We start from the raw sequence: 20,916 nt of genomic DNA on the forward strand, positions 1-20,916 counted from the left end.
GTCACCAGCCTACTCGCCGGTCTCCGGCGCTTTCCACGCGCCGATCAGGACATCCCGGCCCAGTCCGGCAGGGCTTCGGTCCGCTCGGTCCATGCCGCCGGGGGTTCGCCGCCGGGCCGGGCGGAGATGATGCCGCCGACGATCGCGCAGGTCGTGTCGATGTCGCCGCCGGCCTTCGCGGTGGCCCAGAACGCCTGCTCGTAGTCCCCGAGGTGGCGTGCGGCCGACCACAGGGCGAAGGGTACGGTGTCGTGGGCGCTCGTCCGCCGGCCGCAGCCGAGCACCGCTGCCACAGTGGCGACGTCGGCGTAGTCGAGCATGTCCCGCGCCCGCCGGACGCCGGCCTGGACGGCGCTCCGCGGCACGACGTCGAGGACCGCGCCGAGCAGGTCGGACGGGTCCTGCGGACCTGCGGGATCGGCGGCCAGCGCCGCCGCGGCGGCGACCGCCATCGCACCGGCGACCGCCTCGCGGTGCTGGTGGGTGGTGTACGCGGAGATCTCGGCCTGGTGGCTGGCCTGGACGGGATCGCCGGCGTACCAGGCGCCGAGTGGGGCGACGCGCATCGCGGCGCCGTTGCCCCACGAGCCCTGCCCGTTGAAGAGCCCGGCCGCCAGTTCCCGCCAGTCGGCGCCCTCCTGGCGGATCAGCCGCAGCATGCGGTTGACGGCAGGGCCGTAGCCCCGGTCGAAGTCGTGGTGTTCGGCGAAGGACAGGGCGAGCGCATCCTGGTCGATGCGCCCGTGGCCGGCGAGCACGGCGACCACGGAGCAGGCCATTTCGGTGTCGTCGGTCCATTGCCAGGCGCCCGGCGGGAGTTCGCCGTTCTGCAGTGCCGTGTAGTGGGCGGGGACGAAGAACTGGGAGCCGAGGGCGTCGCCCACGGCAAGCCCCCGGAGGCTGGTGAGGGCGCGGGAGAGTCGCGCGGAGTGGGTGGTGTGAGCCGTCATGACGTCGAAAACTCTGACATCGCGCCTGTTCCGGGTCAATCTCCTTGTGCTGAAACTCACCCGCCGTCGTCGCCGCCCGGCGGAGCCGGTGTGCGCCAGCGTTCGAACGGCCGGTCCAGAGCGTAGCTGCCGGAAGGCCCGAGCAGGAGGGTGCGCGTCTCGGCGTTGTCCGGATTGGACAGCGCCTCGAACTCCGACACCGTCCAGTGGAACCAGCGCATGCAGAACAGGCGCATGGTGATCCCGTGGGTGACGAGCAGGACGTTCTCGGGGAAGTCCTCCTTGTCGAAGGCCCGGTAGAGGGTCTCGAGGAACGCCCCGACACGGTCGTAGACGTCCGCACCGCTCTCCCCCATCGCGAAGCGGTAGAAGAAGTGGCCGTACGCGTCGCGCGCCTTGCGCTGCCGCTGGATGTCCTCGATGTCCTGCCAGTTGCCCCAGTCCTGCTCTCTGAGCCGGGGTTCCTCCTTGGCCCGGGTCAGGCGCGGGTCCAGCTTCAGGGCGCGGTACGTGTCCCAGGTGCGCCGGTAGGGCGAGACGAACGCCTGGACCTGCTCGTCGCCGAACAGCTGCCGCAGCCCTTCTCCGGCCTCGGCGGCCTGGCGCAGGCCGGTGGCGGTGAGTTCCAGGGCGTGGTCCGGCACCCGCTCGTAGATGGTGTCGTCCCTGTTGCCCTGGGACTCGCCGTGCCGGATGAGCACGATGCGGCGAGGGCGTCCCATGGCGCTCAGCCTATGGTGCGACCTGGTCACCGGCTCGCCGGGGCCGCCGACCAGGTCCACCCCGCCGCCGGCGGCACGGGGTGGACCGTCGCTTCCGTCAGCTCCCGGCGCCGGCGGGACCGGCTATCAGGTCGTCCGACAGTTCCCGCAGCTTTCGCCGGGCCGCCGGGTCGTACGCCTGCCGATCGGCATGCGCCTCGCTGACCCCGCTGAAATAGCGGCCGCTTCCCGGCTCGGCGTCATTGATGAGCCGCAGCGTCGCCGTACCGCCCTCCTCGACGGTGCTCCACGGGCTGATGCCGACCTCCCGCACCATCGTGGTGTCCATGAAAGTGGCCGGGTGCAGCGCGTCCACCGTGACGCCGCTCCCGCGCAACTCCTCCGCGAGGTCGAAGGTGAACATGATCTGGGCGAGCTTGCTCTGGGAGTACGCCCGCGAGGCGTCGTAACCCGCGGCCAGCATGGGGTCGGCGAAGTCGATGGCATGCTGGCCAGCCGAGGCGACATTGACGATGCGGGACGGCGCCGACGCGACGAGCAGCGGCAGCAGCCGGCGGGTCAGCCGGTATCCGGCCAGGTAGTTCACCGCGAACCTGCGCTCGATCCCGTACGCGTCGACCTCTCGCCGACCACCGGGTGAGGCGCCGCCGATCCCCGCGTTGTTCACCAGGACGTCCAGCCGGTCGGTGCGGGCGGCCACCTCGTCGGCCAGCCGGTCGACCTCCGGCAGCGCGGCGAGGTCGGCGAGCAGCACCTCGGCCCGGTCCTCACCGGTGGCCTTCCACACCGCGCTGCGCACCTCCTCCGCGCGCTCGGCATGCCGGCCGTGTATCAGGACCCGGTCGCCGGCCTCGGCCAGGCGCAGCGCCAGCCAGCGGCCCATTCCATCGGTGGATCCGGTGATCAGTACGGTCCGCCGGCGGCGCCCGGTCACAACGCCGCCGGCCGCAGCCGGGAACCGCCGTCGACCGAGAGCACCACACCGGTGGTGAAGGTCGCGCCGATCAGATACCCGATCGCTCCGGCGACGTCCTCGGGGCGGCCCACCCGTCCAGCGGGCGCGGTCGACGCGAAGCCGTCGAACACCTGCTGGCGGGCATCGGCGTCCAGCCAGTCCCACCACGGGGTGTCGATGATGCCGGGCGAGACGGCGTTGACCCGTATCGGCGCCAGTTCGACGGCGAGGACCGGGACCATCGCCTCGACGGCCGCGTTGACCGCGGCCAGTCCGGCGGTACCGGGCCGCGCAGAGCCGGCGGAGCCCGCGGTGACGAAGGTGATCGAACCGCCGGGGCGCAGTGCCTTGAGCGCCGCCTGGGCGGCGACCGTCTGGGCCACGAGCTTGCCTTCCGCCGCGGCCCGCAGATCGGCTATCGGCAGTTCACCGAAGGGACCCGCCGCGGTGCTGCCGGTGACGGCCACCACCACGTGGTCGACCGGGCCGAGCCCTGCGAAGAAGTCATGAGTGGCCGTCTCGTCCAGCGCGTCGAGCGACACGCCGGACGCGCCCTCCCCGAGCTGTGCGAGCGCGGTGTCCAACCTGCCCTTGTCGCGGCCGGTGACGATGACCTCGCGACCGGCCTGCAGCTGCTCCTGCGCGGTGGCCAGACCGATTCCCGATGTGCCGCCGATGACGACGACACGTTCTGTCGATGCGGGCATTTCGTTCCCCCATTTACGAGACATGCTGACTCGTAAATCATATGCGAGACACCATGCCTTGTAAAGTGACCTCATGAACGACACACCGGCACGTGGCAGACCCCGCAGCGAGACGGCCCGACGCGCCGTCCTCGACGCGGCGCTGGAGCTGTGCCAGAGCGACGGCTACCAGCAGCTGACGATGAAGGGCATCGCGGAGACCGCGGGAGTCGGCCGCCAGACCGTCTATCGGTGGTGGCCGGCGAAGCAGGACGTGCTGATCGATGCCCTGCGCGACCTCGCACTGCGCAAAGCGGAACGCCTGGACCCGGAGACCGGCGACACGCTGCGCGACGTACGCACGCTGCTCGACGCCACGTTCACGCTCACCACCGCGCTCACCGGCAACGCGCTGATCGGGCTGATGGCCGAGGCGCAGCACGACCCGGAACTGTCGCACCGGCTGCAGTCCACGGTCATCGGACCTCGCAGGCAAGCGCTACGGGCGCTGCTGGCCCGCGGGGTGGCCGAAGGTTCGCTGTCCGACGGAACCGTGTCGCTCGACCTCGCCGTCGACTTCGCGTTCGGCACCATGTGGTACCGGCTGATCAGCCGGCACGCGCCGGTCGACTCCCGGCTGGCGGAGCAGATCACCACGGCGCTGACCACGCTGCTACGACCGGGCGGGACCGCCCAGGCCGAGCCGGAGCCCGGCACCGCCGAGGCTCCGGAGGGCCGCCCAGTCGGCACCGCGTGAACGTGCGCGTCCCCTCATACGGTCCGCGCCGGCCCGGTCAGACGGTCCACGCCTGCACGACGTCGACCACGTCACCAGCCACGGACAGCACGTCGCCGTCGAGGCCGGCCCGGTCCGAGAGCCGGGCCACCGCCCCCTCACGGTATTTGCCGTGCTCCGTGGCGGAATTCCACGCCGACAACACCAGGAAGTCGCTCTCGGCACCCTCCGCGAAGACACCGCGCAGCATGCCGGGCGACCCGGCCATCGCGGGGTTCCACACGCGCTCCTGCGCCTGGACGAAGTGGTCGACGCGGGTGGGCCGCACCTTGCACAACGCGACCCGCAGCAGGTCGGCGTCGGAGAAGTCCGGCTCGAATCCGACCTTCACGTCCAGCCTGCGGGTGAAGTTCCGCGCCGCGAGCATCTCGAACGTGCCCTCCTGCGTCGCCGCGAGGGCATCGTGCGGACCCGCCATGAAGGCGTCGTAGGCAGCCCGCCCGTCCCAGAAGGCGAAGAGATGTGCCACGCCGGGCTGGGAACGGCTCCAGCCGCCGCCCTGGCCGTGGAATCCGGGCTGCTCCCTGAGCGCCGCCCACCTGCGCTGCCCCCGGTCGAAACCGGCCTGGTCGAGGACGCCGCAGCGTATCCACTTCACCAACACCGCGCCATCGTAGTGGCGCGCAGGCCTGAGTTCGGCCCGGTCCGCGACTCCGGTCCCCGCCGCGCCCGACAGATGCCCCCGAACGGCGGACGGCGGTGGGGAGCGGGACCCTTCGGTCCGCTCCCCACCGCCGTCACATGCCGGTCGGCCGGTCAGGCCGTGCCGTCAGCTGCAGCCGCTGGTCGAGCCGCAGCCCTCGCACAGGTAGCAGCTGCCCGCGCGGCGCATCTTGGTGCCGCAGGAGAAGCACAGCGGTGCGTCGGCGTTCAGGCCGAGCTGGATCTCCAGCAGCTCCGTCGAGTTGTGCGCCTCCCTGGGCGCCGGGGTGGCCGCGGGGGGCTTGGCCACGGACAACGGCGTACGGGGTTCGACCTGCCGCGGTGCGGACTGGGCCAGTCCCTCGACGTCGACCTCGTCCTCGCCGGCCTCGTACGAACCGGTGTCCAGGTGCCGCTGCCGCTCGTCGGCGGAGTGGATGCCGAGCGCGGAGCGGGTCTCGAAGGGCAGGAAGTCCAGCGCCAGGCGGCGGAAGATGTAGTCGACGATCGACTGCGCCATCCGCACGTCCGGGTCGTCGGTGAGTCCGGCCGGCTCGAAGCGCATGTTGGTGAACTTCGAGACGTAGGTCTCCAGCGGGACGCCGTACTGCATGCCCACGGACACCGCGATGGAGAAGGCGTCCATCATGCCGGCCAGGGTGGAGCCCTGCTTGGACATCTTCAGGAAGACCTCGCCCAGACCGTCGTCGGGGTACGAGTTCGCCGTCATGTAACCCTCGGCGCCGCCCACCGTGAAGGACGTGGTGATGCCGGGACGGCCCTTGGGGAGCCGCTTGCGCACGGGGCGGTACTCGACGACCTTCTCGACCTGCGCGGGCGCCTGCGCCGTACTGTCGGCCTTGCCGTCGTCCTTCTTCTTGGCCGAGAGCGGCTGGCCGACCTTGCAGTTGTCGCGGTAGATCGCCAGCGCCTTCAGGCCGAGCTTCCAGCCCTCGTAGTAGACCTCCTCGACCTCCTCGACGGTGGCCGACTCCGGCAGGTTCACCGTCTTGGAGATGGCGCCCGACAGGAAGGGCTGGGCCGCGGCCATCATCCGCACGTGGCCCATGGCCGAGATCGCCCGCTCGCCCATGGCGCAGTCGAAGACCTCGTAGTGCTCGTTCTTCAGCCCGGGCGCGTCGATCACGTTGCCGTGCTCGGAGATGTGGGCGACGATCGCCTCGACCTGCTCGGGCTGGTAGCCGAGCCTGCGCAGCGCGGTGGGGACCGTGTTGTTCACGATCTGCATCGAGCCGCCGCCGACGAGCTTCTTGAACTTCACCAGGGCCAGGTCCGGTTCGACACCCGTGGTGTCGCAGTCCATCATCAGGCCGATCGTTCCGGTGGGCGCGAGGACCGACGCCTGCGCGTTACGGAAACCGTTCTTCTCGCCGAGCCGGACGACGTCCTGCCACGCCTCGGTCGCCGCGGCCCACACCGGGGTGTCGAGGTCGTCGACCCTGCGGGCGGCGCCATTGGCGTCGGAGTGCTGCTTCATGACGCGCTTGTGGGCGTCGGCGTTGCGGGCGTAGCCGTCGTACGCGCCGACGACCGCCGCGAGCTCCGCGGAGCGCTTGTAGGACGTTCCGGTCATCAGCGAGGTGATGGCTCCGGCGAGGCCGCGGCCGCCGTCGGAGTCGTAGGCGTGGCCGGTCGCCATGAGCAGGGCGCCCAGGTTGGCGTACCCGATGCCCAGCTGGCGGAAGGCGCGGGTGGTCTCGCCGATCTTCTCGGTCGGGAAGTCGGCGAAGGAGATGGAGATGTCCATCGCGGTGATGACCAGCTCGACGACCTTCGCGAAGCGCTCGGCGTCGAAGGACTGGTGGCCCTCGCCGTCGTCGCGCAGGAACTTCAGCAGGTTCAGCGAGGCCAGGTTGCAGCTGGAGTTGTCCAGGTGCATGTACTCGCTGCACGGGTTGGAGGCGGTGATCCGGCCGGTCTCCGGCGAGGTGTGCCAGTGGTTGATCGTGTCGTCGTACTGGATGCCCGGGTCGGCGCAGGCCCAGGCCGCCTCGGCCAGCTTGCGGAACAGCGACCGCGCGTCGACCTCCTCGATGACCTCGCCGGTCATCCTGGCCCGCAGCCCGAAGTTCGCACCCGACTCGTACGCCTTCATGAACTCGTCGTTGACCCGAACCGAGTTGTTGGCGTTCTGGTATTGGACGGACGTGATGTCGTCGCCGCCCAGGTCCATGTCGAAGCCCGCGTCGCGCAGCGCGCGGATCTTCTCCTCCTCCTTGACCTTCGTCTCGATGAAGGCCTCGACGTCCGGGTGGTCGACGTCCAGGACGACCATCTTGGCGGCGCGGCGGGTGGCACCGCCCGACTTGATGGTTCCGGCGGAGGCGTCGGCACCGCGCATGAAGGAGACCGGCCCCGAGGCGTTGCCGCCGGAGGAGAGCAGTTCCTTGGAGGAGCGGATACGGGACAGGTTCAGGCCGGCACCCGAGCCGCCCTTGAAGATCATGCCCTCTTCCTTGTACCAGTCGAGGATCGACTCCATGGAGTCGTCGACGGACAGGATGAAGCACGCGGAGACCTGCTGGGGCTGGGCGGTGCCCACGTTGAACCAGACCGGCGAGTTGAAGCTGAAGACCTGGTGCAGCAGCGCGTAGGTCAGCTCGTGCTCAAAGACCTCGGCCTGGTCGGGGGAGCTGAAGTAGCCGTGCTTCTCCCCCGCCTTGCGGTAGGTGAGCACCACCCGGTCGATCAGCTGCTTCAGACTCTGCTCGCGCTGCGGACTGCCCACCGCGCCGCGGAAGTACTTGCTGGTGACGATGTTGACCGCGTTCACCGACCAGAAGTCGGGGAACTCGACGCCACGCTGCTCGAAGTTGATCGAACCGTCGCGCCAGTTGGTCATGACGACGTCACGGTGCTGCCAGACCACCTCGTCGTACGGATGCACGCCGGGGGTGGTGTGGATGCGCTCCATGTGCAGGCCCTTGCTCGTCTTGGACCCCTTGGTGCGGGAACCGCGTACCGGGCCGCTCGTCGTCTCTGTCATTCCGCCTCCCTATACGGGCGAAAACGCCCTGATGTGCGCGGTTCTTCCCGCAGCACGGTGTTGTCCACGGCCTCGGCGCGCGTCGCGCTCCGGCAGAAATCTGTGTCCTGCGCGCCGCTCAGTCGGCGGCGGATGCGGGCGCGGGGACACCGAGGTCCTCGTCGAGCCCGCCAGGAGTGGTGGGTGGCAGCTGCTCGCGCAGCTCCGTGATGGCCCTCTCGAAGTCCTCGAGCGAGTCGAACGCGCGGTAGACCGAGGCGAACCGCAGATACGCGACGAGGTCGAGGTCCTGGAGCGGACCGAGTATGGCCAGTCCCACGTCGTGGGTCGACAGCTCCGCGCTGCCGGTGGCCCTGACCGCCTCCTCGACCCGCTGCCCGAGCTGGGCGAGGGCGTCCTCGGTGACGGGGCGACCCTGGCACGCCTTGCGCACGCCGACGATCACCTTGCTGCGGCTGAAAGGTTCCGTCACGCCGCTGCGCTTGATCACCATCAGTGACGCGGTCTCCACGGTCGTGAACCGGCGACCGCAGTCCGGGCACTGGCGGCGCCGGCGGATCGAGGCGCCGTCGTCGGTGGTTCGGCTGTCGACGACACGGCTGTCGGGGTGTCGGCAGAAGGGGCAGTGCATCGTTCCTACTCCCTCCCTCACTCCGTGGTGAGCGCGCGCCAAAGATGCTTCCCCGGTGTCGAACGACCCCGTGAAGCAGTCCCCAAGCATAGGTGATTCCTGCGGCGTTGGACCCGCCGGGTCCCCCGTCGGACCACAACCCGTGGGGGCCGGTCCCTATCCAACCACTAGATGTGGTGCGGTGGATTCAACCGACTCGCCGAGCGTGTCACAAGTCGCCGACCGTAGGCGACCGTGCGTCCTGTGTGTCGCGCCGCCGCCCGGGCGACGGCGGGGCGCCGGTGACACACTGGGGTACCGCACCGCCGGAGCGTCACAGCAGGCGCCCCTGCGAGTCGGACGGGCACCTGAGCGGACCGGCCGACACAGAAGCGGAAGTCGAACTTCCATTCGATCAATACACCCGGTACCTTGATCACGTCAGCGGATTTATACAAATTCACTCGAACGTGTGTTTGGCGCAACCTTTCGAAACCCACTACCGTTGTACTAACTGCCCGCGGCCGTGAAGCGGGCCTCCCGCAGTTCATGCGGTGGGAGAACATCTCGAAAGGGGCCGCCGTGACCACCACCGCAGAGAGCGCCACAGCGACATTGACCGCCCATGACCGCTCCCCGGATCGAATCGGCCCGTTGGACGTGATGAACGAAGAGAACAGCCCGAAGCCCGCGCGCTCACTTCCCGGACGGCCCCCGGGTATTCGCGCCGACAGCTCCGGACTCACCGAACGCCAGCGCAGGGTCATCGAAGTCATCAGGGATTCGGTGCAGCGCCGCGGATACCCGCCGTCCATGCGTGAAATCGGCCAGGCCGTCGGGCTGTCGAGCACGTCGTCGGTCGCCCATCAGCTGATGGCACTGGAGCGCAAGGGCTTTCTGCGCCGCGACCCGCACCGCCCCCGGGCGTACGAAGTACGTGCCTCCGACGCCGGGCACCCGCAGCCCACCGACACCTCGGGCAAGCCGTCGGCCTCCTATGTGCCGCTGGTCGGGCGGATCGCGGCCGGCGGACCGATCCTCGCCGAGGAATCGGTCGAGGACGTCTTCCCGCTCCCCCGGCAACTCGTGGGCGACGGCGAGCTGTTCGTGCTCAAGGTTGTCGGCGACTCGATGATCGAGGCCGCCATCTGCGACGGGGACTGGGTCACCGTCCGCCGCCAGCCCGTCGCCGAGAACGGCGACATCGTCGCCGCCATGCTCGACGGCGAGGCCACGGTGAAGCGCTTCAAGCGGGACAACGGGCATGTGTGGCTGCTGCCGCACAACGCCGCCTACCAGCCGATCCCCGGCGACGAGGCCACCATCCTCGGCAAGGTCGTCGCAGTCCTGCGCAGGGTCTGACGCGCGGGTCGTCCGAGCGCCCCGGAATCCGTACGACGGTTCCGGGGCGGCCTCGTTGCGGCCCCCGGGCGCGGTCGTCGCGCCCGGCCCCTCAGACCTTCGCCGCGGCGTCGATCGCGGCCAGTGAGCGCCGCACCTGGTTGCGGTCGGTCGTGTACCAGAGGTCGGGCATGGACGAGCGCAGGAAGCCGCCGTAGCGGGCGGTCGCGAGCCGCGGGTCGAGCACGGCCACCACCCCGCGGTCGCCCGACGCCCTGATCAGCCGGCCCGCGCCCTGCGCCATCAGCAACGCGGCATGGGTGGCGGCGACCGCCATGAAGCCGTTGCCGCCGTGCTCTTCGACGGACTTCTGCCGGGCGCTCATCAGCGGATCGTCGGGCCGCGGGAACGGGATCCGGTCCATCACCACAAGCTGGCAGTTCACACCGGGCACGTCCACCCCCTGCCACAGCGACAGCGTGCCGAACAAGCAGGTTCTGGCATCCTGCGAGAAGGCGCGGATCAGCTCTCCCAGCGTCTCCTCGCCCTGCAGCAGCACCGGGTGGTCCAGCCGTCCGCGCATCGCCTCCGCGGCCGTCTGGGCGCCGCGCATGGACGAGAACAGCCCGAGCGTACGGCCGCCCGCCGCCTCGATCAGCTCGGCGAGCTCGTCCAGCATGTCCTCGCGGCCGGCGTCCCTGCCGGGCGGCGAGAGGTGCTTGGCCACGTAGAGGATGCCCTGCTTGCGGTAGTCGAAGGGCGACCCGACGTCGATGCCCTTCCACCGCGCCACGTCGTCGCCCTCGGTGCCCTCGGCGGCCAGGCCCATCGAGGCCGCCACGCCGTTGAAGTCGCCGCCGAGCTTGAGCGTGGCCGAGGTGAGGACGACCGAGCGCTCGGTGAACAGCTTCTCGCGCAGCAGCCCGGAGACGTTGAGGGGGGCGACCCGCAGCGAGGCCCCGAAGCGGTCGTGGCGCTCGCACCACACCACGTCGTACTCCGAGACCGAGACCAGTCGCTCGCTCACCTCGTGCACGTGCTCCACCGCGGCGAGGGCCTGCTTGCGCACCGCGTCCTCGTCCTGCACCGACTTGTCACGGGTGTCGCCGAGCGCCGTGATCACCTGGCGGCAGGCGTCCCGCAGCGCCGCGAGGACGTAGAGCAGATCCTCGGGAATCTCCTCCAGGCGCCCGGGCAGGGCCAGCTCCATCACCCGCTCGAAGCCCTCCGCGGCGCTCAGCAGGGCGTCCGCCGCCTTCTCGTTGACCAGCCGGGCAGCGCGCTTGACCGCGCGGTTGACACTGCCCGCGCTCAGCTCGCCGGTCGCCACACCGGTGACGCGGGAGACCAGCTCGTGCCCCTCGTCGATGATCAGCACCTCGTGGCTGGGCAAGACGGGGGTGCCCTCGATCGCGTCGATCGCGAGCAGTGCGTGGTTGGTGACGACCACGTCGGCCAGTTTGGCGCGCTCGCGTGCCGCCTCGGCGAAACACTCCGCGCCGTACGCGCACTTGGTGGCGCCCAGGCACTCGCGCGAGCTGACCGAGACCTGCCCCCAGGCGCGGTCGGACACCCCGGGCGTGAGGCCGTCACGGTCGCCGGTCTCCGTCTCGTCGGCCCAGTCCCGCATCCGCAGCAGGTCCTGGCCGAGCTTGCTGGTCGGCGCCGCCGCCTCGAACGGGTCGAAGAGGCCCTCTTCGTCGTCCTGCGGGACCCCTTCGTGCAGGCGGTGCAGGCACAGGTAGTTGGACCGGCCCTTGAGCATCGCGAACTGCGGCTGGCGCCGCAGCAGCGGCTGCAGCGCGGTGACCGTGCGGGGCAGGTCGCGCTCCACGAGCTGCCGCTGGAGGGCCAGGGTGGCGGTGGCCACCACCACCCGCTCCCCGTGGGCGAGCGCGGGCACGAGATACCCCAGGGACTTACCGGTGCCGGTGCCGGCCTGGACGAGCAGATGGGACTTGTCGTCCACGGCGGCCTCGACGGCCTCGGCCATGGTGACCTGACCGGCCCGCTCCACGCCTCCGACGGCGGTGACGGCGGCATGCAGGAGGTCGGTGAGCGCGGGTGGGGGCGTGTCAGTCATAGGAGAGCAAGCCTACGGGCAGCCACCGACAGCGCCGTCCGGCTGCGCCATTGTCGGTCATCCACGGGACCGGTCCCGTCATCCGGTGCTAGCTTCTGGTCACATGCCGTTCGAGCACCGCCTGACCCTGGACTCCTCGGCCGCGGAGTACGTGATCGACGTCGCCAACGTGGTCCGCGAGCCGGCGCTGGGTGGGACGAGGGCGGCCGATCTCGGCAGGCTCGCGGGACTGCTCGACGGCCTGGCGGATTTCGCCCGCGACCCGGCCGTCCAGGTCTACCCGATCACCGACCGCTCGCTGCTCGTCGACGGGCGGCTGACGCCTGCGGAACGGCAGCTGCTGGAGTGCTGGTACCGCGACGGGGTGCTGGAGGTGCTGCCGCGCGCCGACGACCGCATCCTGGAGCTGGCGGACGCCCTCGGCCTGCGGGTGGTCAGCGCCGACAACTTCCTCGACTTCCATCGCGCCTACCCGTGGATTGCCGGTGACCGGGACCGCTTCCTGCGCCCTGTCCTGGAGCCCGGCGGCCGCATCGGGGTCCGGCCCCGGATCATGCCGGTGCCCGAGGAATGGCAGGTGTCGCGCAAGGAGGAAGAGGGCCTGCTGCTGCAAGCCGGGGTGGTCAGGCGCTGGGAGCGCTCGGCTCAGCACCGCGCGGTGCTGAGCCGCGACTGGCGCTGCCCGGAGAACGGCTGCCCGCTGTTCGGGTCGGCCGACCGGCCCGGCACGGCGCTGCCCCGCCGCCGCAAGGACCGGGTGCTGTGCCCCACGCACGGTGTGCAGCTCGCCGACACCGGCCCACTGCGCCCCCGTGCCCAGGTCAAAGTGGTCATGGACGGGACCGTGCGCGGCCGGTTCATGGTGACGGAGGGCGATCCGGTGGCGGTGGGCCGCGCCCCGGCCGGCGGTGGCGTGGCGCTCGGTGCGTGGGTCGGCGACAGCGCGGTGGAGTCGGTGAGCCGCACCCATGTGGTGCTGAGCTACGACGGCGGCGCCCTGAGCGTGCTGGACGAGCGCAGCGCCAACGGCACCCGGGTGCGCCGCCGGCTGCCCGGCGGCGAGTCCACGGGGCCGCTGGAGCACGGCGTCACCCGCAGGCTGCGCAAGGGCGAGTCGGTCGTCCTGCACGACCGTCTGGAACTGCTGCCGAGCGGGCGCCAATTCGTCTTCGAGGACGACCCGACGGACGGTACGGTCACAGCGCGGGAAGGCAGCGCGGTCGCGGAACCCACGATGATGCAGCTGCCGTTGCACGACGTCGAGTAAAAGGGGCCGCAGTGCCAGGGGAAATCGGTGTCGGTACGGTCCTGAGCGGCCGCTACCGGCTGGAGCAGTTGCTGGGCGGCGGCGGGTTCGGGCAGGTCTACGCGGCGGTCGACCAGGGCCTCGGCCGGCGGGTCGCGGTGAAGGTGTTGACGCTGCGCGCCGAGTGGGCGGACGTGGAACGCAGCGAGCGCCAGGGGCGTTTCCGCCGCGAGGCGGTCGCCGCGGCCGCGCTGAGCCACCCGAATGTGGCGACGATCCATGACGCGGGCGAGCACGACGGGCGGCCTTTCATCGTCATGGAATTGCTGCAGGGCACCGACTTCCGCAATGTCCTGCTGGACCGCGGCGGACTGCCGGTTCCGGACGTGCTGGCCTATGGCGCGCAGATCTGCGCCGGGCTGCAGCACGCCCATGAACGCGGCCTGGTGCACCGCGACATCAAACCCGAGAATCTGATGCTGCTCCCGGACGGCGTCGTCAAGATCTGCGACTTCGGCCTGGTCGCCCCGCAGGACCCGAACGTGACGCGCTATACCGAGCCGCAGTCGCTGCTGGGATCGCCGCCGTATTTCACGCCGGAGCAGGCGCAGGGCGGCGAGGTCACCGCGCAGTCCGATCTGTACTCACTCGGCTGCGTCCTCTACGCCATGCTCGCGGAGGGACCGCCGTTCACCGCGGGGAATTACATCGGCTACGCCTATCTCCACGTCCACGAGGAACCCGAGCCGATCGTGAACCGGCGCCCCGAGGTACCGCAGGAGCTGGCGCAGCTGGTGCACCAGCTGCTGGCCAAGGCTCCGCGGGACCGTCCGGCCAGTGCCGCGGAGGTGGGCGCGCGGCTGCGCGCGATGATGCGGCCCACGGCGTTGCGGCGCACACCGACGGCCCTGGACCGCGGTGCCCGGCATCTGGTGTGGACGCTGATCGAGGAGGGCGAGGCGCTGCTCACCGCCGGCCGGTTCCACGATGCCGACGACCGCTACTGGCAGGCGCGGCAGCAGATCCTGCGCCAGGGCGCGGACAGCGAGCCGGCGTCCTTTGCCGCGCTTTTCGGCCGGGCGCGGGCGCTCGAAGGCCTCAACGGCGTCGAGGCGACCCGCAGGCAGTTCGAGGAGCTGGCCGCGAGCACCGCGGAGGCGCTGGGCGGCGACCATCCGCTCGCCCGCTGCACCGCCGCCTATGCGTCGGTCAGGGCAGCACACTGACGTGGACGTCGGCTGCGAGCCGGAAGGTGTCCCCCGGTCTCAGTGCAGCCTTGTCGTTCGCCGCGAGCCGGTAGCCGCGTACGTAGGTGCCGTTGGTGGAGCCCTCGTCGCTGATCCATGCCGAGCCGTCGACCTCGACGCCGACGCGCGCGTGGATCCGTGACAGGTTGTCCCGCTCGGCGAGGAAGGTGACCGCCGGGCAGAGCTGCGGGTCGCGGCCGAGCCGGATCGAGTAGCCGGGTGCCACCTCGACGATGTCGCCGCTGGGGAAGTGCAGCCGCAGGGCCTCCACGGGGAAGTCCCTGCGGGTCCGCGCGGACCTGGGCAGGGCGCCGGGGATGACGTTGATGACCCGGGTGTACTCGGTGCCGGCCCGGTCCTGCGGCGGACCGCTCGGGGCCGGCCCGGCGCCCGGCGTGCCGGCCACCGGCGCGGGCTGCGCGGGCACACCGGGGCGGGGCAGCCGTTCGGTCGGGGCCGTCGGGGAGAACTCCGGGGCCGCCGCGGCATGCGCCGCGGCCATCAGTGCGAACGGCACGAAGCAGCCCTGGCAGACCAGTTGGCCGGCGAAGGAGCGGGGCACACCGCATTCCGGGCACGATCCGTCGCCCGTTTCCTCGCTCATCCGCCCCCATCCCTCCGCGGTACGACCGGTGCCGCGATCGTATCGGCTGCCGCGGCGGCACGGTGCGACCGAGGTCAGACCGCGTGCAACGGGTTGGGCACGGTGCCGTGAACAGCGGCGTGCGGTCGCTCTGCCCGGTCGCGGTAGCCGTCGAGGTGCAGCCGGTTGCGGTTGAGGCACAGGCGTGCGATGCGAGGGGTAAGCAGGTCGAAGCTGGCGAATCGTTCCTTGAGGTGGGGAAAGCGCTCCTGGTAGCGGATGATCTCGCCGCGTGCCAGTGCCCAGAAGTCGGCCGCAGGGACGTCGAGCTGGTCCTCGCACAGCGGCGCCAGGTACCGCATGACGCCGACGAAGAGGCCCGCGTGGATGAACTGTGTGAGGAACCCGGGCGCCTCGGTCAGCAGCACCGCCCGGACGTCGTCGGGCATCGTGTCGTGCTCGGGCAGCGCCTCGGCGCTGACGTTGACGTCGTCGACGAAGTCCTTGACCGCGAGCCGCACCGGGAGGTCGTGCTCGTCGAAGACCACGATCGCGTTCTCGCCGTGCGGGGAGAAGACCGTCCCGTAGCGGTAGAGGAAGTGCAGCAGCGGCGGCAGCAGCGCGCCGAACAGGTGCCGCAGCCAGACCGCGGGGGCGACACCGGAGCGCGCGACCAGCTCCGCGGTGAACGAGCGGCCTTCCGGGTCGGTGTGCAGCAGCGCGGCCAGCGTCCGCGCACGCTCCCCCGGTTCGAGGTGCGCGGCCAGCGGCTCGCGCCAGATACAGCCCAGCAGTTCGCGGTACTGGTAGGGAACGGTCGGCAGCCGGTCGTACTGCGGGTGCGCCACGGTCACCGAGGCGACCTCGCCGAGCAGGATCACCCGGGTCTCGTCGCGCAGAAACGGATCTTCCGCACGCAGCCGCTGGACCCACGCGGTGACCGCCGGCGCGGCGAGGGTGCGTTCGGTGGGCAGGCCGCGCCAGACCAGGGTGTTGAGCACCGACAGCGGCAGCTTGACCGTACGGCGCTGCGGGCGGCTGGTGTTGAGGAAGGTCCTGATGGACTGCTGGGGCAGCCTGAGGTCGTTGTCGGTACCGAGGGCGATGATGGACCCGTCGGCGACCGCGGGGGCGAAGAGCGGCAGGACCACGTGCTCCCACTGCCAAGGGTGCACCGGCAGCAGCAGGTAGTCGGCAGGGTCGCGGTCCAGGTCGGCGATGGTGTGGTGGAAGGCGTCGAGCGTGGCGGGCGGGATCTCGTCCGCGTAGAGCAGATCGGGGGTGGCCAGCGTGTCGACACCGCGGTATCGGGCGAGGCTGTGGTGCACGGCGATCCACGGCAGGCGGTGCTGCCGGCGTGCCTCGGGCGCCCACCGGGCCGCGTCGGCGTCCGAGAACCCGATACGCCCCTTGTTGGCGACCAGCCAGGGGTGTCCGGTCTGGTGCCCTTCCAGCTCCGGGTAGTCCAGGTCAGCCAGGTCGGCGGCGGGCAGCGCGCCTGCGTCCAGGCGCAGGTCGGCGCGCAGCGTGGCGAGGAGTTCGCGGATGAGGTGGCCGGTGGTGTCCCCGCTCAGGCCGAGTACGCCGTCGTGCGCCTGGCTGATGAAGTGCAGCGGGTCGCCGTCGGGGCCGATGCTCGCAGGGTCCACCTGCCAGCTGCCGTACGCGCCCCGGCCGGCGCGGAAGCGGTAGGTCAGCGTGTCGCTGACCTTCAGGCGGTACGCCGCCGGGCCGGCCGCGGGCTCCGGTTCGGGGACGATGACTTCCTCGTAGGCGAATTCGGCCAGCATTTTCGCCAGCAGCCGCCGGGCCGCACGCTGCCAGGCGGCTGGTTGGGGGGAAGGGGAGGTGGTGATCACGGTGGACTCCTGCGGGGGTACCAGGGGTGCAGGCGGGTGGAGGGGTGACCGGGGCTGCTGGTCAGAGCAGATGGCGCAGGGAGCGGTCGCGGATCATCAGGGCCGCGCGCTTGCCCGGGACGTCGGCCTCGGCGGACAGCCGGAAGCCCGCCGCGAGGAACGCCGCCACGGAGGGAGTGTTGCGCAGATCCGGTTCCGCGACGACCCGGCCGCAGCCGGGGCGGTGGTCCAGGACGAGGTCCGCGACGGCCTTGATCAGGGTGCTGCCGAGCCCGCGGCCGCGGTCGGAGGAGCCGCCGATGAGCAGGTGGATGCCGGTGTCCTGCGGCCTGGCCGGATAGTACCTGGCCAGCGGGTCGATATCGGCGCGGTAGAGCTCCCAGTAGCTCATCGGGGTGCCGTCCAGCAGGCCGAGGCAGGGGACGCTGCGGCCGTCGCCGCCGAGTTGGGCGTCCAGGTGCCGGCCCGTCACCTCCGGCCCGCCGGCCAGCTCCCAGAATTCCGCGGTCACCGGGTCGTTCATCCATATGCTGACGAGGGCGAGGTCGCGTTCGCCGTCGACCGGCACGAGGCGGAACTGCCCGGCGGGCGTGTCGGCGGCGGCCCAGCGCGCGATGTCGCCGATCAGACCGGGGTCGGCGACGGCGCGGCCCGGGCGGGCGCCGGACGTCGCCGGGCGTGGCACATTGCCGGGGGCGGCGAAGAGCGCGAGGAATTCCGGCGGCAGCGTCAGATCGAGGGTGTCCTCGGTGCCGGAGTCGGCAGATGGCAAGGTGACTCCTCCTCTCCCGCGCGGGGCCGCCGGTCAGACGGCCAGCGGGTTGGGCATGGTGACGTACACCGACTGGGTGTCGACGGGGCCGACGAGTTCGTCCATGCCGTGCAGCCGGGTCAGCAGGTTGGCCTTGCAGCGCAGGCGCGTGCTGTCCAGCAGCAGACCGGGCAGGCCGCCGGTGCCGGTCTGCGCCTCCCGGGCGAGGAAGCGGCGGAAGGCGGCGAGCAGCACCCGCTCGTCGGCCAGTTGCTGTGACCCGAGAGCGCCGATCAGTCCGAGGACGTTGTTGATGCCGACGTAGTAGGCGAAGCGTTCGTCGGCGATCCGGTCGGCGACGAAGGTGTCGCTCTCGGCACCGAGGCCAGGCAGACGCTGCTCCAGATCGGAGCGGTGCGAGTCGCGGTAGTAGTAGCCCTGGTTGTCCCGGTAGCGCCCGCCGCAGGGCCAGCCGTCGGCGTCGAGCAGCACCAGGGTGTTCTGCTGGTGCGCTTCGAGTGCGATGCCCGCCTCGGCGTCCAGCCACAGCAGCGGGCGGACCACTGCGTCAAGGTAGCGCAGGAACCACTCGGTGGCGACGGCCGGGCCGGGGCGCCCGGTCCTTTCCGCGAGCCTGGTGACGAGCACGGCCAGCCGGGACCGCAGGACGGTCGTCGTGCCCTCGGCCGGCCAGGGCCGCGGCGAGGCCAGTCCCGCGACGCAGTGCGCCTGGTCGCCCGGGCCGAAGGGATTGTGCCGGAGGACGACGTCGAGGCCCGCGACAGGCTCGCCGTCCGCGGTGTCGACGGCCAGCCAGGCGGGGTCGCGCACGATGTCGAAGCCGGGGTGGGCCGCGCGCCACTCGGCGGCGAGTCCACTGCGCAGCAGCCGGTGGACCTCGGTGCCGCGCAGCAGTTCCTTGCGCAGGTTCTCCCGGCGGGAGTTGGTGATGCGCACGCCGAGCGACAGCTTGAGCATCGCCGGGGCGTCGTGCCGGTAGACGGTCCGCACCGAGGACGTGGGGTGCCATGCCTCGCCGTGCGGGCCGAGGTCGTGCAGCAGGCCGGCGTCGAAGAGCGCCCGCACACCGGGCCGGTGCTGGATGTCGCGGGCCTGCCACGGGTGCAGCGGCAGCAGTGCGGTGCCGTCGGGCCGCGCCGGGCCGGATCCCGCGAACGAGCTGACCAGGTCGACCGCCGGGATCGGCCGTCCCCGCTCGGTCCAGGCGGAGTCGGTGGCGAGCAGCGCCTCGTCCACGGCGAGCCAGTGCAGCGGGAACGAACCGCGCGCCTCGGGGGAGTATGCCGCGCTCTCACTGTCGCTGAGCCCTTCGCGGCTCTTGGGAGCCGGGTGCATGGGGTGGCCGAGCACGAGGGCCTGCTCCGAGTCGAGGAAGGGCAGTTCCGCGTCGGCGGGACCTGGACGGCTGCGGCGCTCCGTGACGAAGGCGGCCGTGCGGCGAACCGAATCGGCCACCCTGGACACCAGGTCGGCGGCCTGGGCGGGCTCGCCGCCGCCCTCCCTGGCCAGCAGAGCGGACAATTCGACAGCGGTCATCGCAGGTCCGGTGGTGGTCGGCCCGACCGGGCCGAAGCGGTGGTGGCCGGTGGGCGACCAGTGGCGTACGGCGGCCCGGGCTTCGATACCGCTGGCCGGCAGGGCGATCCGCAGCACACCGTCGGCGGGTCGGGGCAGGTCCCTTTCACGTACCCAGCACCGCAGCAGATTGTCGGTGGCCGCGGCGTCGGCGACGCAATATGCGTCGGGATGCTGCAGCGGATCGGCGCCGTCGCCCGTTAGCGGGGTCCCGGCCGGCTGCGCAATGTGCGGGCGCTGGAGCGGCACACCGGTCAGTTCGACGACCGGGGCGGGTGCGACTTCTGCGGGGGCGGTCATACAGGGGCTCCACTGGTGATTGCCGAGGGGCTGCGGGGGATGTCGGGTGCGGGCGTCATGCGGCGGCGTCCGATGCGGTGGCATGGGCAGCCTCGATGGCTCCCGCGAGGCGTTCGAGTACGGCCTCGGCCTGCTCGTCGGTGATCGTCAGCGGCGGCAGCAGCCGGACAACGCTGCCGTGCCTGCCGCCGAGTTCGATGATCAGGCCGCGGCGCAGGGCTTCGCGCTGGACCCGTGCGGCGAGGTGCGGTGCGGCCGGCAGGGCGCCGTGGTCGTCCGCGTCGGCGTCGGCGTCGACGATCTCGACGCCGATCATCAGACCGCGGCCTCGTACGTCGCCGATGCAGGAGTGGTGCGCGGCCAGTCCCCGCAGCCGGCTCAGCATGCGGGAGCCGACGGTCTCGGCGCGTTCGTGCAGCGCGTTGCGGCGGACGAAGTGCAGGGTGGCGGCGCCCGCGGCCATGGCCAGCTGGTTGCCGCGGAAGGTCCCGGCGTGCGCGCCCGGCAGCCAGCCGTCCAATTCCTCGCGGTAGACGATGACGGCGAGCGGCAGGCTGCCGCCGACGGCCTTGGACAGCACCATGACGTCGGGCACGATGCCGCTTCGCTCCACGGCCCAGAAGGTGCCGGTCCTGCCGACTCCGGTCTGCACCTCGTCCATGACCAGCGGGATCCCGCGGTCCGCGGTGATCGTCCGCATCCTGCGCATCCAGCTGTCGGGCGCGGGGATCACGCCGCCTTCGCCCTGCACCGCTTCGAGGAGCATCGCCGCGGGCGGCTGCACTCCGCCCTTGGGGTCGTCCAGCAGGTGCGCAGTCCAGCGCGCGCCGAGTTCGGCGCCCCGCTCGCCCCCGACGCCGAAAGGGCAGCGGTAGTCGTACGGGTAGGGCAGCCGGGTGACCTGGGCGTCGGAGCCGCGCACGGCCGCGCGCACCGCGATGTCACCTGTCGCGGCGAGGGCCGCGGCCGTCATGCCGTGGTAGGCGCCGGAGAAGGCCAGCAGCCCGTTGCGGCCGGTGGCGGTCGTGGCGAGTTTGATGGCCGCCTCGACAGCGTCGGTGCCGGCCGGACTGCAGAACTGGATCCGGCCGTGGTCGGCGAGCGCGGGCGGCAGCGTCTCGAAGAGAGCCGTGGTGAAGGCGTCCTTGACTGGTGTCGCCAGGTCGAGGACGTGCAGCGGCGCACCGGAGTCGAGGACGCCTCTGATGGCTTCGAGGACGACGGGGTGGTTGTGGCCCAGCGCCAGGGTCCCCGCTCCTGATAGGCAGTCCAGGTAGCGGCGGCCGTCCGCGCCCTCGACCGTCATGCCCCGGGCGCGGACCGGGACCACAGGCAGTGACCGCGCGTAAGTGCGGGCCGCCGATTCGCGCTGCGCCTGCCTGCGCAGGATCCCCTCCGCCGCCGTCAGGCCGTCCTGATCGCGGAAGCCGTCGGCCGGCGCCGCGAGATGTCCCGACGCGCTCGAAATGGCCGCCACGTGCTGTCTCCTCCGAGTCGCCTGCAGTCGATCCGTCCCCCGTCCGTACTAACGACGTGGTGACG

General features: G+C 71.4%; 17 protein-coding genes. 4 read left to right on the top strand and 13 right to left on the bottom strand.

Annotated features, from left to right (window positions below; translation table 11 throughout):
• Positions 1 to 44: 44 nt before the first annotated feature.
• The 4 genes from NFU81_RS10755 to NFU81_RS10770 all read right to left on the bottom strand — a co-directional run bounded on the left by NFU81_RS10755 (position 45) and on the right by NFU81_RS10770 (position 3,334).
• Positions 45 to 950, bottom strand: a complete 906-nt coding sequence (locus NFU81_RS10755) for an ADP-ribosylglycohydrolase family protein (RefSeq protein WP_251488042.1) — start codon at positions 948 to 950, stop codon at positions 45 to 47.
• Between the two features lie 56 nt (positions 951 to 1,006).
• On the bottom strand, positions 1,007 to 1,672 hold the full coding sequence (locus tag NFU81_RS10760) for a histidine phosphatase family protein (RefSeq protein WP_251488044.1): 666 nt from the start codon (positions 1,670 to 1,672) through the stop codon (positions 1,007 to 1,009).
• Between the two features lie 97 nt (positions 1,673 to 1,769).
• The gene (locus NFU81_RS10765; RefSeq protein ID WP_308208275.1) at positions 1,770 to 2,606 is read right to left on the bottom strand and encodes an SDR family NAD(P)-dependent oxidoreductase; all 837 of its coding nucleotides are present in this window, start codon (positions 2,604 to 2,606) and stop codon (positions 1,770 to 1,772) included.
• On the bottom strand, positions 2,603 to 3,334 hold the full coding sequence (locus tag NFU81_RS10770; RefSeq protein ID WP_251488048.1) for an SDR family oxidoreductase: 732 nt from the start codon (positions 3,332 to 3,334) through the stop codon (positions 2,603 to 2,605). The genes NFU81_RS10765 and NFU81_RS10770 overlap by 4 nt, the downstream gene beginning before the upstream one ends.
• Positions 3,335 to 3,407: 73 nt before the next feature.
• Between NFU81_RS10770 and NFU81_RS10775 the strand changes: the two genes are divergently transcribed.
• Positions 3,408 to 4,070, top strand: a complete 663-nt coding sequence (locus NFU81_RS10775) for a TetR/AcrR family transcriptional regulator (protein WP_251488051.1) — start codon at positions 3,408 to 3,410, stop codon at positions 4,068 to 4,070.
• 37 nt (positions 4,071 to 4,107) lie between these two features.
• Here the strand turns inward: NFU81_RS10775 and NFU81_RS10780 are convergent, their stop codons facing one another.
• The 3 genes from NFU81_RS10780 to nrdR form a co-directional block, all read right to left on the bottom strand.
• The gene (locus NFU81_RS10780) at positions 4,108 to 4,713 is read right to left on the bottom strand and encodes a YdbC family protein (RefSeq protein WP_251488054.1); all 606 of its coding nucleotides are present in this window, start codon (positions 4,711 to 4,713) and stop codon (positions 4,108 to 4,110) included.
• Positions 4,714 to 4,878: 165 nt separating this feature from the next.
• A complete protein-coding gene (locus NFU81_RS10785) occupies positions 4,879 to 7,758 on the bottom strand; it encodes a vitamin B12-dependent ribonucleotide reductase (protein ID WP_251488057.1) in 2,880 nt (959 codons plus the stop codon).
• A 118-nt stretch (positions 7,759 to 7,876) separates the two neighbouring features.
• Positions 7,877 to 8,389, bottom strand: a complete 513-nt coding sequence (gene nrdR, locus NFU81_RS10790; protein WP_251488059.1) for a transcriptional regulator NrdR — start codon at positions 8,387 to 8,389, stop codon at positions 7,877 to 7,879.
• A gap of 561 nt (positions 8,390 to 8,950) precedes the next feature.
• Here nrdR and lexA point away from each other — a divergent pair.
• Complete coding sequence (gene lexA / locus NFU81_RS10795) at positions 8,951 to 9,730, top strand: transcriptional repressor LexA (protein ID WP_251488061.1); 780 nt, start codon at positions 8,951 to 8,953, stop codon at positions 9,728 to 9,730.
• A gap of 91 nt (positions 9,731 to 9,821) precedes the next feature.
• On the opposite strand, the gene NFU81_RS10800 is transcribed toward lexA, so the two are convergent.
• Positions 9,822 to 11,792 carry an ATP-dependent DNA helicase gene (locus NFU81_RS10800; protein WP_251488063.1) on the bottom strand — a complete coding sequence of 657 codons (1,971 nt, stop codon included), beginning with the start codon at positions 11,790 to 11,792 and terminating at the stop codon, positions 9,822 to 9,824.
• 103 nt (positions 11,793 to 11,895) lie between these two features.
• Here NFU81_RS10800 and NFU81_RS10805 point away from each other — a divergent pair, with 103 nt between their 5' ends.
• Together NFU81_RS10805 and NFU81_RS10810 are read left to right on the top strand one after the other, a co-directional pair.
• Positions 11,896 to 13,059 carry an FHA domain-containing protein gene (locus NFU81_RS10805; RefSeq protein WP_251488066.1) on the top strand — a complete coding sequence of 388 codons (1,164 nt, stop codon included), beginning with the start codon at positions 11,896 to 11,898 and terminating at the stop codon, positions 13,057 to 13,059.
• Between the two features lie 11 nt (positions 13,060 to 13,070).
• Positions 13,071 to 14,264: a serine/threonine-protein kinase gene (locus NFU81_RS10810; protein WP_251488067.1), complete on the top strand. Its 1,194-nt coding sequence runs from the start codon at positions 13,071 to 13,073 to the stop codon at positions 14,262 to 14,264.
• Here NFU81_RS10810 and NFU81_RS10815 read toward each other — a convergent pair.
• The 5 genes from NFU81_RS10815 to NFU81_RS10835 all read right to left on the bottom strand — a co-directional run bounded on the left by NFU81_RS10815 (position 14,248) and on the right by NFU81_RS10835 (position 20,782).
• Entirely contained in the window at positions 14,248 to 14,889 is a 642-nt protein-coding gene (locus NFU81_RS10815; protein ID WP_251488068.1) for an FHA domain-containing protein, read from the bottom strand. The genes NFU81_RS10810 and NFU81_RS10815 overlap by 17 nt on opposite strands.
• A gap of 74 nt (positions 14,890 to 14,963) precedes the next feature.
• Complete coding sequence (locus tag NFU81_RS10820) at positions 14,964 to 16,658, bottom strand: IucA/IucC family protein (RefSeq protein ID WP_251488167.1); 1,695 nt, start codon at positions 16,656 to 16,658, stop codon at positions 14,964 to 14,966.
• Positions 16,659 to 16,788: 130 nt separating this feature from the next.
• Complete coding sequence (locus NFU81_RS10825; protein ID WP_251488069.1) at positions 16,789 to 17,499, bottom strand: GNAT family N-acetyltransferase; 711 nt, start codon at positions 17,497 to 17,499, stop codon at positions 16,789 to 16,791.
• Between the two features lie 33 nt (positions 17,500 to 17,532).
• Entirely contained in the window at positions 17,533 to 19,374 is a 1,842-nt protein-coding gene (locus NFU81_RS10830) for an IucA/IucC family protein (RefSeq protein ID WP_251488071.1), read from the bottom strand.
• Between the two features lie 55 nt (positions 19,375 to 19,429).
• Complete coding sequence (locus NFU81_RS10835) at positions 19,430 to 20,782, bottom strand: diaminobutyrate--2-oxoglutarate transaminase family protein (RefSeq protein WP_251488170.1); 1,353 nt, start codon at positions 20,780 to 20,782, stop codon at positions 19,430 to 19,432.
• Positions 20,783 to 20,916: the final 134 nt, after the last annotated feature.

Origin of the sequence: Actinacidiphila cocklensis, assembly GCF_907177275.1 — a bacterium.
In the GTDB taxonomy this organism is placed as follows: Bacteria; Actinomycetota; Actinomycetes; order Streptomycetales; family Streptomycetaceae; genus Actinacidiphila; species Actinacidiphila cocklensis.